Annotated in this window: 13 protein-coding genes; 2 read left to right on the top strand and 11 right to left on the bottom strand. The window is 73.8% G+C overall.

What is annotated here, in order from left to right:
- Nucleotides 1-352: 352 nt before the first annotated feature.
- From H7827_RS01895 to H7827_RS01865, 7 genes are all read right to left on the bottom strand, one after another.
- Complete coding sequence (locus H7827_RS01895) at nucleotides 353-2,872, bottom strand: AfsR/SARP family transcriptional regulator (protein WP_432742112.1); 2,520 nt, start codon at nucleotides 2,870-2,872, stop codon at nucleotides 353-355.
- Between the two features lie 322 nt (nucleotides 2,873-3,194).
- Nucleotides 3,195-4,523, bottom strand: a complete 1,329-nt coding sequence (locus tag H7827_RS01890) for a Zn-dependent hydrolase (RefSeq protein WP_432742110.1) — start codon at nucleotides 4,521-4,523, stop codon at nucleotides 3,195-3,197.
- Nucleotides 4,524-4,667: 144 nt separating this feature from the next.
- Nucleotides 4,668-5,390 (bottom strand): HAD family hydrolase, encoded by a 723-nt coding sequence (locus H7827_RS01885; RefSeq protein WP_200362691.1) that lies wholly within the window; start codon nucleotides 5,388-5,390, stop codon nucleotides 4,668-4,670.
- Between the two features lie 58 nt (nucleotides 5,391-5,448).
- Nucleotides 5,449-6,339 (bottom strand): sirohydrochlorin chelatase, encoded by an 891-nt coding sequence (locus H7827_RS01880; protein ID WP_432742107.1) that lies wholly within the window; start codon nucleotides 6,337-6,339, stop codon nucleotides 5,449-5,451.
- 97 nt (nucleotides 6,340-6,436) lie between these two features.
- Nucleotides 6,437-7,414, bottom strand: coding sequence for an N-acetylglucosamine kinase (locus tag H7827_RS01875; protein ID WP_432742105.1), 978 nt, complete (start codon nucleotides 7,412-7,414; stop codon nucleotides 6,437-6,439).
- On the bottom strand, nucleotides 7,411-8,088 hold the full coding sequence (locus H7827_RS01870) for a uracil-DNA glycosylase (RefSeq protein WP_030731862.1): 678 nt from the start codon (nucleotides 8,086-8,088) through the stop codon (nucleotides 7,411-7,413). Before H7827_RS01870 ends, H7827_RS01875 begins: the two co-directional genes overlap by 4 nt.
- Before the next feature lie 76 nt (nucleotides 8,089-8,164).
- Nucleotides 8,165-9,247, bottom strand: coding sequence for an NADH:flavin oxidoreductase/NADH oxidase (locus H7827_RS01865; RefSeq protein ID WP_432742103.1), 1,083 nt, complete (start codon nucleotides 9,245-9,247; stop codon nucleotides 8,165-8,167).
- Nucleotides 9,248-9,348: 101 nt separating this feature from the next.
- Between H7827_RS01865 and H7827_RS01860 the strand changes: the two genes are divergently transcribed.
- Complete coding sequence (locus tag H7827_RS01860) at nucleotides 9,349-9,711, top strand: ArsR/SmtB family transcription factor (protein ID WP_432742101.1); 363 nt, start codon at nucleotides 9,349-9,351, stop codon at nucleotides 9,709-9,711.
- A 111-nt stretch (nucleotides 9,712-9,822) separates the two neighbouring features.
- Here H7827_RS01860 and H7827_RS01855 read toward each other — a convergent pair whose 3' ends face one another.
- Complete coding sequence (locus H7827_RS01855) at nucleotides 9,823-10,515, bottom strand: DUF305 domain-containing protein (protein ID WP_432742099.1); 693 nt, start codon at nucleotides 10,513-10,515, stop codon at nucleotides 9,823-9,825.
- A gap of 206 nt (nucleotides 10,516-10,721) precedes the next feature.
- On the opposite strand from H7827_RS01855, the gene H7827_RS01850 reads away from it, so the two are divergent.
- Complete coding sequence (locus tag H7827_RS01850) at nucleotides 10,722-12,149, top strand: LVIVD repeat-containing protein (protein ID WP_432742097.1); 1,428 nt, start codon at nucleotides 10,722-10,724, stop codon at nucleotides 12,147-12,149.
- 6 nt (nucleotides 12,150-12,155) lie between these two features.
- On the opposite strand, the gene H7827_RS01845 is transcribed toward H7827_RS01850, so the two are convergent.
- From H7827_RS01845 to H7827_RS01835, 3 genes are all read right to left on the bottom strand, one after another.
- Nucleotides 12,156-12,812 (bottom strand): TetR/AcrR family transcriptional regulator, encoded by a 657-nt coding sequence (locus tag H7827_RS01845; protein ID WP_030731876.1) that lies wholly within the window; start codon nucleotides 12,810-12,812, stop codon nucleotides 12,156-12,158.
- A gap of 139 nt (nucleotides 12,813-12,951) precedes the next feature.
- Nucleotides 12,952-13,647 carry an HAD family hydrolase gene (locus H7827_RS01840; RefSeq protein WP_432742094.1) on the bottom strand — a complete coding sequence of 232 codons (696 nt, stop codon included), beginning with the start codon at nucleotides 13,645-13,647 and terminating at the stop codon, nucleotides 12,952-12,954.
- Between the two features lie 280 nt (nucleotides 13,648-13,927).
- Nucleotides 13,928-14,881: a M56 family metallopeptidase gene (locus H7827_RS01835; RefSeq protein WP_432742092.1), complete on the bottom strand. Its 954-nt coding sequence runs from the start codon at nucleotides 14,879-14,881 to the stop codon at nucleotides 13,928-13,930.
- Nucleotide 14,882: the final 1 nt, after the last annotated feature.

The raw sequence follows: 14,882 nt of genomic DNA, 5'->3' as shown, positions 1-14,882 counted from the left end.
GTACGAAGTCCTTCTCGCCGGCCGAGTAATTCGGCGGATGACCGGTGATGTTGATCCGGAAGGCAGGGCGGAGCGCCAGCACAATGCGGAGGAAAGGGCGTCGAGCTGTGGAACATCTGCACGCTAGGGAGGCAATGGGGGCAAGTCAAGGGATTCCGGTGGCTGTTGCGTGCGCAATAGTGGATCGATGGCGGACGGAAAAGAAGGGAATAATGTCCGGGCCGGAAAAGGGTGTGCGCAGGCGTGAGTTCCGCCCGCGATTTCACCGCGGGCGGAGCAGCGCCGCCCGGCAGGGAAAGAAAACCGGTGGGCGCCGGTAAGCGCCGTACCGGCCCTTCCGCGCCACGATGCGTCAGGGAACCGCCGGCACCTTCGGCAGCAACAGCCTCGCGGGTTCCGGCGGCGCGGGCCGCGCCCCCTGCTCCGCGAGCGCCACCGTCAGCCGCGTCACGGCCTCCGGCGGCGCGTTCCCGGCCGCCCGCCGCGCCGCCGCGAGCAAGGCACGGGCCTGCCCGTGCTCGCCCCGGTGGCGGTAGGCACCGGCCAGAGCGATCAACGCCTCGATCTCGTCCCCAGCCTCCGCCGTGCCGGGCCCCACCGTCCACCCGCCGGCCCCGGCCACCGCGACCAGCACCGCCCGGCCCCCCGCACGCGAGGTCCGCGCCGCCCCGCCGTCACCCGTGCCCTCCGCCCCGCCCCAGCCGGGCGCCGCGCGCCACTGCCCCCACACCGCCACCACCGCGTCCGCCAGGGCCCGGGCGTGCGGCAGCAGCCCCGCGTCGGCCGCCTGCCGGACGGCCAGCAGCAGCCACGGACGTTCCCGCCCGTACCAGTCCCCGGGATCGGCCAGGATCTGGCCCACCCAGCGCGCGGGCAGCGCCCAGCGGGTCACACCGGCACCGCCGGATCCGCTCTCCTGCGCCCGGTCGTGGCCGCCCCTGCGGTACGCCTCGTCGAGCAGGAACAGCAGCGCCCCCAGGTAGCGTTCGAGCGCGGCGCGGTGCGCACCGGCCGTCTCCTCGGCGGCCAGCCGCTCCCGCGCGAAGGCCCGTACCAGCCCCGGCAGCCGGTAGCGGGCCGCGCCGCTCACCGGATCGATGTCGACCTCCAGCAGATACGACTCGGCCAGCTCCTCCAGCAGATCCTGCGAGGTGAGCGGATCGGTGCGCAGCAGCGGGCCCCCGGCCCACGAGGCGAAGGACGCGGCCTGGGGCACCGCCAGCAGCCGCAGCAGCCGGCGCGCACCCGGGGTCCGGCTGTCGTAGGCGGTGGCCACGGCGGCCCGTACGTCGGTGCCCGAGCGGCTGAGTTCGTCCAGCGGCCGGGCGCACTCCAGCAGCCGGCGGTTCAGATCGGCGACCGTCCAGTGCGGCCGGGCCACCAGCCGCGCGGCGGCACCGCGCAGCGCCAGCGGCAGGTCGTCGCAGGTGGCGCACAGCTTGGCGGCCTGCGCCTGCTGGCCCTCGACGCGTCTGCGGCCGGCGATCCTGGCCAGGAACTCCAGGGCCTCGGTCCGGTCGAACGGGCCGAGTTCCACCCGCCGAGCGGCCGGCAGCCCCGTCAGGCGGTGCCGCGAGGTGATCAGCACCCGGCACGCGGCGGTACCCGGCAGCAGCGCCGCCACCTGCTGCTGCGTGCCCGCGCCGTCCAGCACCACCAGGACCCGCCGCCCGGCCAGCCGGTCCCGGTACATCTCCGCGCGTTCCTCGGTGCCGGCCGGGATCTCGGCCTCGGCGACGCCCAGCGCCCGCAGGAACCGCCCGAGCACATCGCCGGGCCCCACCGGTCCGCCGGTGCCCGACAGCGAGGCGAACAACTGCCCGTCCGGATAGCGGGCGGCGAGCCGGTGCGCCACGTGGACGGCCAGGGTGCTCTTGCCGACCCCCGCACGCCCCGTGACCACGGTGACCGGGACGGCGGTGGGCCCGGTGAGCGGTTCCGTGCTCCGCTGAGGGTCCGGTTCACCCGCCGCCTGTTCCCCGGACGCTCCGGCCGGGCTCTCCAGCAGGGCGGCGACGGCCGCGTGCCGCCCGGTGAAGTCGGCGACATCGGCGGGCAGCAGCCGTGGCACCCGGGTCGGCGCGTGCCGCGGGGCCACCGTCGCCCGCTCCGCCGGCCCGCCGTCGGTACCCTGGATCAGCCGCGGGTCGCCGGTGAGGATGGCGTGGTGCAGCCGGCGCAGCCCTTCACCGGGCTCGATGCCCAGCTCCTCGATGAACGTCTCGCGCGTCCTGCGGTATTCGGTGAGTGCCTCGGCCTGCCGGCCCGAGCGGTACAGCGCCGTCATCAGCAGCGCCCTGGGTCTCTCCCGCAGGGGGTGCGCGGCGGCCAGCGCCGCCAGTTCACCCACCAGACGCTGATGCTCCCCGGCGGCCAGCTCCAGTTCCAGGCATTCCTCGTGCAACGCCAGCCGCTGCTCGTCCAGTTGGGCGACCCCACCGCGCACCAGGCGGCTGCCGATCCCGTGCAGGGCGGGCCCGCGCCACAGCGCCAGGGCCGTACGGAACGCCCCGGCGGCCTGTCGTAACCGCCCCTCGGCGGCGGATCTGCGGCCGTCCGCGACCCGGGTCTCGAAGTCCGCCAGATCCAGCGCGTGTTCGCCGGTCCGCAGCCGGTAGCCGGGCGGCCGCGTGGTGATGAGCCCGGCGGCCGACAGCTGGTGACGCAGTGAGGAGATGCAGATCTGGATCTGGCTGCGGCTGGTGGCGGGCGGCTCCTTGCCCCACACCCCGTCGATCAACCGGTCGACCGGCACGATCCGTTCGGCCTCCAGGAGCAGCAGCGCCAGAACCGTGCGCTGCCGTGAGCCCCTGACCTGGAGCGGAACGTCCTCGTGGGCCACTTCCAGCGGGCCGAGTATCCGGAACTCCATGCGCTGTGTTTCTCCCTCACTGCTCGATCCGTCTTCCGAGAGACCGCGCGGCGGAGCGAGGAAGCGTGCTCCCGATCGGGGCCACACGCGTAGAACGTGCCGTCGAGCAGCCGGAATACAGGGTGAGTGGCCTTCCGGCCTGCGGTGACACGTGGTGCGTGGGCCCACCGGGCCACGGTCGGAGAGCCGGCCGCGGGCGGTGCCCGACCGGAGTCACCACGCGGGGTAGCGGGGCAACTCCTTTCGGAGACGATGGCACAGCGGTCGCGGCACAGTCAACGAACAAGAATGTCTACTTCCCGCCAGGCTCCGGAGGCATACGTCACGACGCGGGCGGTTTCCCCCGGCCGGTGTCCCCGCCCCCGGCGGCGCCCAGCCGCAGCACGGTGCGCAGCAGCACATCGGCCCCGCGCACCAGCGCCTCGGGCGGGGTGTCCTCGGCCGGGGCGTGCGAGATGCCGTCGCTGCTCGGTACGAAGATCATGCCGATGGGGGCGAGGGACGCCACGATCTGCGCGTCGTGGCCGGCCCCGCTGGGCAGCGACAGCTGGGCGAGCCCCAGGGCGTCGGCGGCCTCCGCGATCGCCCTGCGCAGCACCGGATCCGTGGCCACCGGAGCCGAACCGCTGGAGCGGACACAGCGCACGGAGCAGCCGGTACGCCGCTCCACCTCCGCGCACACCTCCCGCACCGCCGCCTCCCCGGCGGCCAGCCGCGCCGGGTCGATGTCCCGCACCTCGGCCGTCAGCCGTGCCGTGCCGGGCACGGTGTTCGTCACATTGGGCCCGGTTCGCAGAAAGCCGACCGTGGCCGTCGTACAGATCTTGTCCGCGGCGATCCGCCGCACGCCCAGCACCAGTTCGGCGGCGGCCACCAGCGCGTCGCGGCGCGCGTCCATGGGGGTGGTGCCCGCGTGCTGGGCCTGCCCCGTGACCTCGATGTCCACGATGACGCGGCCCACGATGCCCTCCACCACCCCGATGGGGATCCCGGCCCGTTCCAGCACCGGGCCCTGTTCGATGTGGAGTTCCAGGTACGCGGCGATGCTGCCGGCGGGCCACGCCGCCTCGGCGAGGCGGTCGGGATCCCCGCCGTACTCGGCCAGGTACTCGCGTGCGCCGCGCCCCGAACGGTCCGTGGCGGACAGCCCGTCGGCCAGTTGTCCGCACACCGCCCGCGAGCCGAAGAACGGCAACTGCACCAGCGCGCCCTCCTCGTTGGAGAAGGCCACGGCGACCGGATCGAACGGCAGCCGGGTGCCCGTGGCGTCCAGGACCCGCAGCACCTCGATCGCCGCCACCACCCCGTAGGCGCCGTCCAGCCGGCCGCCCTGCACCACGGTGTCCGCGTGCGAGCCGATGAGCAGGACCGGGCCCTTCGCGGGCCGGGGCAGCCGCAGGAACAGATTGCCCGCCGGGTCGGTGCTCGGCACCAGACCGGCCGCGTGGCCCACCCCGGCCAGCCAGTTCCGCGCCTGCTGCTCCAGGGGCCCCAGACCGAGCCGGGTCACGCCGCCGCCCGGGTCCGCGCCGATCTCACCCAGCCGGTCGAGGATCTGGAGCAGCCGGACGCCGTCCACGCGCGGCGCGGGCGGGCCGGCGGGGGAGGGGTCGCGTTCCGTGGTGTCTCCGGGCGAGCCGAACTGGGTCACGTCTCCTCCAGCCGGGCGATGCCCGGTGCTCGCCGGTATCTGCTGGGGGTGAATGCCACCACATACGGCTATTCCTGGGTTATCGAAACGCAATTCATGGGCTCCGCACGACATCCGCACATCGGGTGCCGCGCCACCCGGCGGTCACGAACCGGCGCGCCCGGCCGCCGGCTCTCCGCCCGCCGCGCGCCCGATCCAGGCCAGCACGGCGTCGGCGTCAAAGGTGTCCTGCCCGCCCGGAAAGCACAGTCCGGCGCCCGCGAACACCGCCTCGTCCGCCGCCCGCAGCACCGAGGGCACCGCGACGCACCGCATCCCGGCGCGCAGCGCCGCGGTCACGCCGGGGGCCGCGTCCTCCACCACCACGCACCGCTCGGGCGGCACCCCCAGCCGCCGCGCCGCCGCCTCGAACACATCCGGTTCCGGTTTGCCGCGCGGCACTTCCTCGGCCGAGACCCGTACCGGCAGCAGCGCACCCACCGCACTGCCCGTCAGCGCCGCGTCGATCGCCTCCCGGGTCGATCCGGAGGCCACCGCCATGGGCAGCCCCGCCGTGTGCGCCAGCTCCACCAGCCGCGCCATCCCCGGGAACACCTCGATACGGCCCCGGATCAGCTCCAGGTAGCAGCGGTCCTGCTCCGCCAGCAACTCCTGGGCGGGCGCGGCGATGCCGTACTCCGCCCGCTGGGCGATCAGCGCGTCCAGCGCGCCGACGCCGATGTAGCGCGTGTACCGCTCCCAGCTGAAATCACGCACTCCGTGCCCGGCCAGCACGCGGCGGTTCGCCTCGTAGTAGTGCGGCTCACTGTTCACCAGTGTGCCGTCGAGGTCGAACACCAGGGCAGCGGCCGGCAGCACGGTCGTCATGCGGCCAGTGTGACAGCCGCGCCCCCGCTCCGGAACGACGCCGCCGGGCCGGCCGGGGTCACAGCGCCGAGGCCCCCTGCGCGTCGCGCAGCGGAATGCCCAGCTTGGTGGTGTACGCCGACAGCACCAGCCTGCCGATCGCCGGGTAGGCGCCCAGCGGTTCGGCCATCGCACAGCCCGCCTCGTCAGCCGCCGCGGCCAGCAGGCCGTCCGGCACCTCGGGCCCGATCAGGCACGGGGCCAGCGCCAGTTGCTGCGAACCCGCCTCGATCAGCTGGGCCGCCACGTCCGCGACCGAACCCGCCTCGTCCAGCGCCGCCGCCAGGACCGGCACCGCCAGCCGCGCCGACAGCAGCATCCCGGTGATCCCGGCCGCCTGCACGGCCTCCTCGCCGCCCACGGTGGCCAGGATGATCCCGTCCGCCGCGGTCGCCACGGTGAACAGCCGGGCCCGGTCCGCGCGCGCCAGATCGGCCTCGGACAGCCGTACGTGCACCCCTTCGGCCAGCAGCGGGTGCGGCCCCAGGACGTCCGTCAGCTCCGCGCCGGAACCGCTGCTGAGCACCGCCTGCCGGATCCCGCGCAGCTGGGCACTGTCGGGGCCCGCCAGCAGCGGGACGACCACGGCCGCGGGCTGCTGATCGGCGTCCTCGCGCTCGGCCGCCACCCCCGCGAGCACCTGGCGCAGCGACGGGAACTCCTCGTCACCGTCGTGGCTCTCGGCGAAACCCACCCGGGCGTCGAGCCCGGGCAGCTCGGAGCGGGCGATGCTGGTCACTTCCTCGGCGATGCCACGGCTGACCGCCGACGGGGTACCGGGAACGGCAAGCACCAGCACCGGCGCGCCCTCGGGCGCGCTGACGGGCTCCGGACGGCGGTGGCGTCCGGGCTGGCGTGGTCTCGGCATTCGTACGGGCAGGCCGGTCCCGTGCCCAGTGGGGGAGCTCATGTCGCCGCATGTTAATGCCTTGATGTGGTTGGCTGTTCGGCCGGGGCCTCCCCCTCGGGGTTTGTCCGGAAAAATCCCGCGCCTGCGTGTGACCCGGTCAACCCAGCTCCAACAGCCCCCGATCGGGCGGCAGCCGCAGCCCGCCGGCCGCGATCCGGCCCGCGATCAGCAGCGCCCCGGCCAGCGGATCACCCGTGGAGCGGGTCACCGCGGCACCCGGGAGCAGCCGCCCGAGCTCGGCGTGCAACGGCCCCAGCAGCGGATCGCCCATCCGGAACAGCCCGCCGGTCAGCGCCACCTCGCCGCCCGCGGGCGCGACCGCCGCCGCCGACCGCGCGATCTCCAGGGCCGCCGCCGTCACGATCCCCGCCGCCACCTCGTCGCTACCGGCACAGGCGGCCACCTCGGGCGCGAAGGACGCCAGCACCGCCGCCCGGTCACTGCGCGGATACACCACCCCCGGCAGCCCGCCGGCCGGCCCGAACATCAGCTCCGCGCGCTCCAGCATCGCGGAGGAACCGCCGGTCCTTCCGTCGTACGCCCGCAGCGCCGCCGCCAGCCCGCGCTGCCCGATCCACGCCCCGCTGCCGCTGTCACCCAGCAGATGGCCCCAGCCGTCCGCCCGCCGCCAGCTCCCGCCGTCCATGCCCAGCGCGATCATCCCGGTGCCGGCCGCCACCACCGCGCCCGGCCGTTCGCCCAGCGCCCCCGCGTAACCGGTGACCGCGTCCGCGGCCAGCGCCCAGCGCCGCACCCCGAACTCCCGCCCCAGGGCCGCCGGCAGCCGTTCCCGCAACTCCGCGCCGAGGGTGGCCATCCCGGCCGCGCCCACGCACACGGCCGTGACCCGCGCCGCCGACCCCGCCCGCGCCAGCAGGCTCCGGGCGGCCGGCAGCACCCGTTCCAGCAACTGCTCCGCGTCGATCCCCGAGCCGCCGGTCCGCACCGGCCCGTCGGTGACCGTCTCCCATCCCGGCTCCACCGCGCCGAGGCCGCTCACCCCGGCCAGCGCGATCCGCAGCCCGGAACCGCCCGAATCCACCCCCAGCACCCAGCCCCCGGCGGGGCCGCTCACGGCAGCGTCCAGTCCACCGGCGCGGCGCCCTGCTCGGCCAGCAGCGCGTTGGCCCGGCTGAACGGCCGGGAGTTGAAGAAGCCGCGGTCCGCCGACATGGGGGAGGGGTGCGCCGATTCCACGCTGGGCACCTGGCCCAGCAGCGGGCGCAGATTGCGGGCGTCACGGCCCCACAGGATCGCCACCAGCGGCGTGCCGCGCGCCACCAGCGCCCGGATGGCCTGTTCGGTGACCTCTTCCCAGCCCTTGCCGCGGTGGGAGGCGGGGGTGCGCGGCGCCACGGTCAGCGACCGGTTGAGCAGCAGCACCCCCTGCCGGGTCCAGGGGGTGAGATCACCGTTGGAGGGGCGGGGCAGCCCCAGGTCGGTGTGCAGTTCCCGGAAGATGTTCTCCAGGCTGCCGGGCAGCGGCCGCACCTCGGGCGCCACCGAGAAGCTGTGCCCCACGGCGTGCCCCGGGGTGGGGTACGGGTCCTGTCCCATGATCAGCACCCGCACCTCGTCGAAGGGCTGGGTGAAGGCCCGCAGGACGTGCTGCCCGGCGGGCAGGTACGTCCGCCCCTGGGCGATCTCCGCGCGCAGGAAATCGCCCATCGCGGCGATCCGGTCCGCCACCGGGTCCAGGGCCTTGGCCCAGCCCGCTTCCACAATCTCATTCAACGGTCGTGCTGCCACGGTCCGTTACCCTACTGTCCGGGACCGACACCGCGCGCCATGCCCGAAGCGTCCCGTACGTCCGTACGGGCGGCGCTCACACCGCCCGCTGGTACTGCGGCGGCACCCCGTGGTGGCTCACGCCCAGGTCACGGGCGGCGCGGTGCGGCCAGTACGGGTCGCGCAGCAGCTCGCGGCCCAGCAGAACGGCGTCGGCCTCGCCGTTGCGCAGGATCTTCTCGGCCTGCTCCGGTTCGGTGATCAGGCCCACCGCCGCCACCGGCAGGTCCGTCTCCGCCTTGACCCGGGCCGCGAACGGCACCTGGTAGCCGGGCCCGGTGGGGATCCGTACCCCGGGGGCGTTGCCGCCGGTGGAGACGTCCAGCAGATCCACCCCGTGCTCTCGCAGCAGCGTGGCGAAGCGCACCGTGTCCTCCGCCTCCCAGCCGCCCTCGGGGAGCCAGTCGGTGGCCGAGATCCGGAAGAACACCGGCAGGTCCTCCGGCCACACCGCGCGCACCGCGTCCACCACCTCCAGGGCGAACCGGGTGCGCCCGGCGAAGTCGCCGCCGTACGCGTCGGTGCGGTGGTTGCTGAACGGGGAGAGGAACTCGCCGAGCAGATAGCCGTGCGCGCCGTGCACCTCGACGACCTCGAAGCCGGCCCTCAGCGCGCGCCGGGCCGTGTCGGCGAACTGTCCGGTGATCTCGTGGATCCGCGCGGTGCTCAGCTCGGTGGGCACCGGGTGGTGCTCGTCGAAGGCGAGCGGGGACGGGCCGACCGGCTGCCAGCCGCCCCGCTCCGGGCTCAGCGGCCGGCCGCCGAGCCAGGGCCGGTCGGTGCCTGCCTTCCGCCCGGCGTGGGCGATCTGGATCCCGGGGACGGATCCCTGCTCCTTGATGAACGCGGTCAGCGGGCGCAGCGCCGCCTCCTGCCGGTCGTTCCACAGCCCCAGGTCGGCCGGGCTGATGCGGCCCTGCGGGCTGACCCCGGTGGCCTCCAGCAGGACGAGCCCGGCGCCGCCGGCCGCCCGGGCGCCGTAGTGCACCAGGTGCCAGTCGCGCACGGCTCCGGTGTCGGGTCCGGAGTCCGGGGCGGAGTACTGGCACATCGGGGCCATCCAGACCCGGTTGGGCAGGGTCAGCGACCGCAGGGTGAAGGGCTCGAACAGGGGACTCACGGCAGGCTCCTCGCGGGGGCTCGGGCAGGGGGAAACGGTGGTACGGCAGCCATCGTAGTACGACGCTCATCAAAGTACGACGCCCCTCGTATGATGGACGCATGAACCCCTCCGCCCCCGCGCCCGTCACCGTCGCCGGCCGCACCCTGGACCACCCGGACCGCGAACGGATCCGCCTCGATCAGGTGCTCCAGGCGCTGGCCGACCCGCTGCGGCTGTCCGTGCTGCGCCGGCTCGCCGCCGCCGGTCCCGGCGCGGAGCTGTCCTGCTCGGACTTCGACCTGCCGGTGAGCAAGTCGACCAGCACCCATCACTTCCGGGTGCTGCGTGAGGCGGGGCTGATCGCGCAGACGTACCGGGGCACCGCGAAGATGAACGCCTTGCGCGGCGCCGACCTGGAGCAGTTGTTCCCCGGCCTGCTGGACGCCGTCCTATCCGCGGCGGCGTGCGAACGCGCCCGGTAGAGCCTGCCTGACACATCCCGCCCGGCCCGCGTTGCTCCCCCAGCCTTCGGCCGGGAGGTGCCCCCAGCCCAGGCGACGCGGGCCTGACCGGCGCCATGTGTCAGACAGGCCCTAGCGCAGCGCCTCCATCCGGGCGATCTCCACCCGCTGCGAGGCGCCGATCTCGGCGGCCAGCTCCAGTGCCGCCCCGTCGTTGCCCTGCGCGGAGACGTCCGCCGCCATGGTCAGCGCACCCTCGTGGTGAGTGATCATCAGCTCCAGGAACAGCGCGTCGAACTCCGCGCCGCGCGCGGCGCGCAGCCGCTGCATCTCCGCCTCGCTCGCCATCCCCGGCATGTCCGCGCCGTGTTCCCCGTGCCCGTGCGGGGCGTCCTCCCCGGCCCCCTCGCCGCTGGCGTTGCGCAGCAGCCAGGCGCGCATGATCTCGATCTCCGGGCCCTGGGTCGCTGCGATCCGGCCGGCGATGCCGCGTACCGAGGCATGGTCGGCGAACTCCTCGGCCAGATCGGTCATCTCGATGGCCTGTTCGTGATGGTCGATCATCATGGTCATGAAGGCGTGATCGGCGGCGTTCGGGGCCGTGCCCTCCTCGGCCGCCTCGCGGGCCTCCTGCGGGGAGATGGTCCGCGCTTCCTCGCCCGGCCGGCCCGGCGCGATCACCGACGCCTCCTCGGAGCGCCCGGTGTCCCCGGCGGCCGCCTCGCCGCCGGTGCAGCCGGCGAGCGCCGCCGCGGCGAGCACGGCGATCAGGGATACGGCCGTCGCGGCCCCCGTGACAGGGCGGCGGGAGCGAAGAGTTGACACAGAGTCCTCCTGATGCGCGAGAGCATCATCAGCCAATACGGAAAGATGAATGATCTGTTTCCCATATTGATCTGTACATGCACGTCGGGATACTGATGACATCCGTGAACCGGTCAACCCCACGTAACACCGGAACGGATCCCGGGAGGATTCCAGTGACATCGTTGCACAGACCCCGCGTGCGACGCAGGCGGCTCGGAGTGACCATGGCGGCCCTCGCGGGCCTGCTGGCCACCTATGCCCTCAGCGGAACAGCCCTCGCCACCCCCGACGCGGGCGACGACGCCCCCGAGACGTCGCAGGAGATCACCGCCGACCAGTCCCCGCGCCTGGAATCGGCGGGCGGCACCGGCGAGATACCCGGCCTGGGCGAGATCGTCCACACCCCCAACGTCACCCACGTGGCCAACGTCCCCAAGAACGCCCTGCAGTCCACCAACTCGGACATCTCGTTCCAGGGCAACTACGCCTACGCCGGCAACTACAACGGCTTCGTCATCCACGACATCTCCCGCCCCAGCAAGCCGAAGATCGTCGCCGAAGTGCTGTGCCCCGGTGGCCAGGGCGACATCTCCGTCAGCGGCGACCTGCTCTTCCTGTCCGTCGACTCCTCGCGCAGCGACGACTCCTGCAACAGCGTCTCCCAGTCGGCGACCATCAAGGATTCCTGGGAAGGCATCCGGATCTTCGACATCAGCGACAAGCGCAACCCCAAGTACGTCTCCGCCGTGGAGACGTACTGCGGTTCGCACACCAACACGCTGGTGCCGGACGGCAAGAACATCTACCTCTACATCTCCTCCTACTACCCCGACGCCTCCTTCCCCGACTGCCAGCCGCCGCACGACGGCATCTCCATCGTGAAGGTGCCCCGCAACGCCCCCGAGCGCGCCGAGGTCTCCAGCTTCGAAGTGCTCTTCCCCGACGGCGGCTTCCCTGGCAGTGACCGCGGCTCGGCCACCACGGGCTGCCACGACATCACCGTCTACCCGCGGCTGAAGATCGCCGCCGGCGCCTGCATGGGTGACGGCATCCTCATGGACATCTCCAAGCCCGCCAAGCCGCGTGTCATCGACCGGGTCCAGGACGCCGAGCGGTTCGCCTTCTGGCACTCCGCCACCTTCAGCCAGGACGGCAAGAAGGTCGTCTTCACCGACGAACTGGGCGGCGGCGGCGCGGCCACCTGCAACGCCCGCATCGGCGACGAGTACGGCGCCAACGGCATCTACCACATCACCGGCAAGGGCGACCGGCGGCGCCTGGAGTTCCAGAGCTACTTCAAGATCCCGCGCTACCAGTCCGACACCGAGAACTGCGTCGCCCACAACGGCTCGCTCATCCCGGTCCGGGGCCGCGACATCATGGTGCAGTCCTGGTACCAGGGTGGCGTGTCCATCTGGGAGTTCACCGACTCCGGCAACCCGCACGAGATCGGCTACTTCGACCGCGGGCCGCAGAGCAACGACACCCTGACCTTCGGCGGTTCCTGGTCCGCCTACTACTACAACGGCTACATCTACTCCAACGACCAGATGGGCCTTGACGTCCTGCGCATCGATGACCCGCGCACCAACGGCGCGCGCGGCGTCAAGCTCACCGAGCTCAACGCCCAGACCCAGCCCAGCTACTGGTGAACACCGCTACGGGTGAGCACCCTCACCCGATGACATGAGCACCCCGCCGGGCGGTTCACCGCCCGGCGGGCACCCCAGCTCCCACTCCAGCCCGTACCGGGCGAACAGCTCCGCGCGCAGCCGGTGCCCCGGCATCGGCGCCCCCGGCAGCAGCACCGCCACCACCGCGCCCATCAGCAGCGCGCGCAGCATCCGGTAGTCCGTGTCCGGATCGGCGGCCCCGTAACGCACCATCGTCTCCCGCAGCAGCGCCGCCAGCCGCTGCTGCTCGGCGCACTGGACGAACCCCTCCTGCTGCAGCAGATGCGCCATGTGCGCCCGCATCAGCACCGGCCGCCGCGCCGCGAGGCCCAGGATCGCGTCGATCGCCCGCGCCAGCAGCTCCCGGCCGCCCGCCGCGTCCGCGCACGGCGCCGGCTCACGCTCCAGCGCGGCGGCGAGCGTCAGATGCATCCGCCGGTGCACGGCGCTCTGCAACAGCTGCCGTTTTCCCGGAAAGTAGTACGACACCAGACCCCGGGCCGCACCGGCCCGTTCGGCGATATCGCCCAAGGTCGTGGCCTCGTAACCCCGCTCCCCGAACAGCTCGGCGGCCGCTTCGAGCAGCCGCTCGCGCGAGCGCCGCCGCAATTCTTCATTGACCGATGCGCGGCGAGGGGACATGCTGGACTCCCGTTGACTGGCTAACAGCCAATATACTCAGCGAGGACGCCGGACATCCGCCCCGGGGGCGGAGCCCTGTCCGGCACGGGCCGGTGGTATCGGGCGGCGCGGGGGACCGCCCGATACCACCACCACGGCGTCAGCCCACCAGCTCCAGCACCGGCAGCAGACCGTCGGGGCGCTCGGTCACCGGCAGGTGCTCCACCAGGTGCAGGGCACATCCGATCGCCGTCGCACCCCCGTCCGCCCGCCGGTTGTCGCCCACCATCAGCGTGTTCCGCGGCAACAGCCCCAACTCCGCACAGGCGACCTCGAACAGCCGGGGATCCGGCTTCACCAGCCGGTGCTCGTAGGACAGCACCCAGGCGTCCACGTACCGGTCCAGACCGTGCTCACGCAGGACCGGACGCAGATCCCAGCCGATGTTGCTCACCACCGCCACCCGCACCCCGCGCTCCCGCAGCCCGGCCAGCACCGGCTCCGTGTCGGGGTAGGGGCGCCAGGCGTCCGGCTCCATGTGCCGCTCGTACAGCGCGTCGTACAGCCCGGGCAGTGGCAGCGGTACGCGCCGGGCCAGCCCCGTGTACAGCGCCCGGTGCCCGGCGGGATCGCGGTCCCGCTCGCGCCACAGCTCCGCCAGTTCCTCGGGCACCTCACGCGGCGCGCCCCCACCGGGCAGCGCCCCCGCCTCCTCCAACTCCTGGGCGAGCCGCCGCATCTCGCCGTCCGGCATGTCCACCCCGGCCCGCGCCAGGACGGTGCTCAGCCAGCGCTCCGCCGGTTCGATGCGCATGAGGGTCCCGGAAAAATCGAAAAGCACACCCTTGATCGCCATCCCCCGATCCTCCCCCACCCGCCGCGCCCTTCTTCCGCGCCGCACTGATGGGACCGGTGACCGTGCTCCCGGTCGCGGGCCGCCCTGGACGAGTCCGTACCGGGGAGGCGGTGGTGCACTGGGGTCGCGTCACCACCTCCGGTGCACCGGGCGCGCACCGTGGGCTCGGGTGGACCGGCCGCTCAGGCCCAGCTGTGCCGCGACCGGTCGGCGCCCTCGCGCCGGCGAGCCGGCCGACCGGGACCGTTACGGCGTTGCGGTGCCGCCCGGCCCCGCGGGCTCAGCCGCCCAGCGCGCTCAGACCGGGGGCGAAGGCCAGCAGCAGCGGCACGGCCGGAACCAGGGCGGCGATCGCCGTCAGCCGCAGGCGCCGGGCCGGGGTCAGCCGCCGGGACGGCGTCAGCAGGCGATGGACGCGGTGCGGAAGCTGCGCGCGGTGGGCGGGGGAGGCGAAGACCCCGCGGTCCTCGTTCAGGCCGACCAGCGCCAGCGCGGTCGTCAGCCTCCCGAACCGCCGCGACGCGGCGTCGTCGGCCGCCAGCTCCACCAGCCGGTGCACCTGGTCCCGGAACCCCGCGAACACCGGCACCCGCGGAAAACCGTCGGCCAGCGCGCCCGCGCAGTGCACCAGCCAGTGATGGCGCGCCCGCGCGTGCCCGTCCTCGTGCGCCTGGACCGCGTCCAGCTGCCGCCCGGTCAGCCGCCGCAGCGCCGCCGTGGTGATCACCAGCCGCCGCTCCGCGCCGTCCGTCAGCAGCCAGGCGTCGGGCCGCTCGCTCTCCAGCACGATCAGCCGTTCCCCGGCATCGTTCCAAGTGGCGCTCTCACCCGGCAGCAGCGGCGCCCGCTCCCGCAGCAGCGCCCTTCGGGCCCGGCGCGCCGCGCGCGCCTGCCGTACCTGGAGGGTGAGCATCACCGCCGTCCAGATCCCGCCCGCCGCCAGCAGGACGGCCAGCACCGCCGCCCACAGCTGACCGTCGGGGTGGAGCGCGTACGCCTCGATCACCGGGGCCGGGGCCGGCGCGAAGACATGGCCGCGCACCCCGTGCCAGGCCGCCGCCCCGCTGAGCGCCATCGCCAGCACACAGCACAGCAGCACGGCCACCACCACGCACTGCCACACCCACAGCGCGAGCACCGGTTCGCGGTCCGGCCAGGAAACCCTGGCCAGCACGCGCGGCGCCGTCGCCGCGGCGAGCCCACCCAGCACCAGCAACGCGAGCGCGATCACCATG

This window comes from Streptomyces sp. JH002, assembly GCF_050916115.1.
GTDB lineage: Bacteria > Actinomycetota > Actinomycetes > Streptomycetales > Streptomycetaceae > Streptomyces > Streptomyces xiamenensis.
Note: the sequence above shows the minus strand (reverse complement) of the source record. Positions and strands in the feature narration are given on the sequence as shown.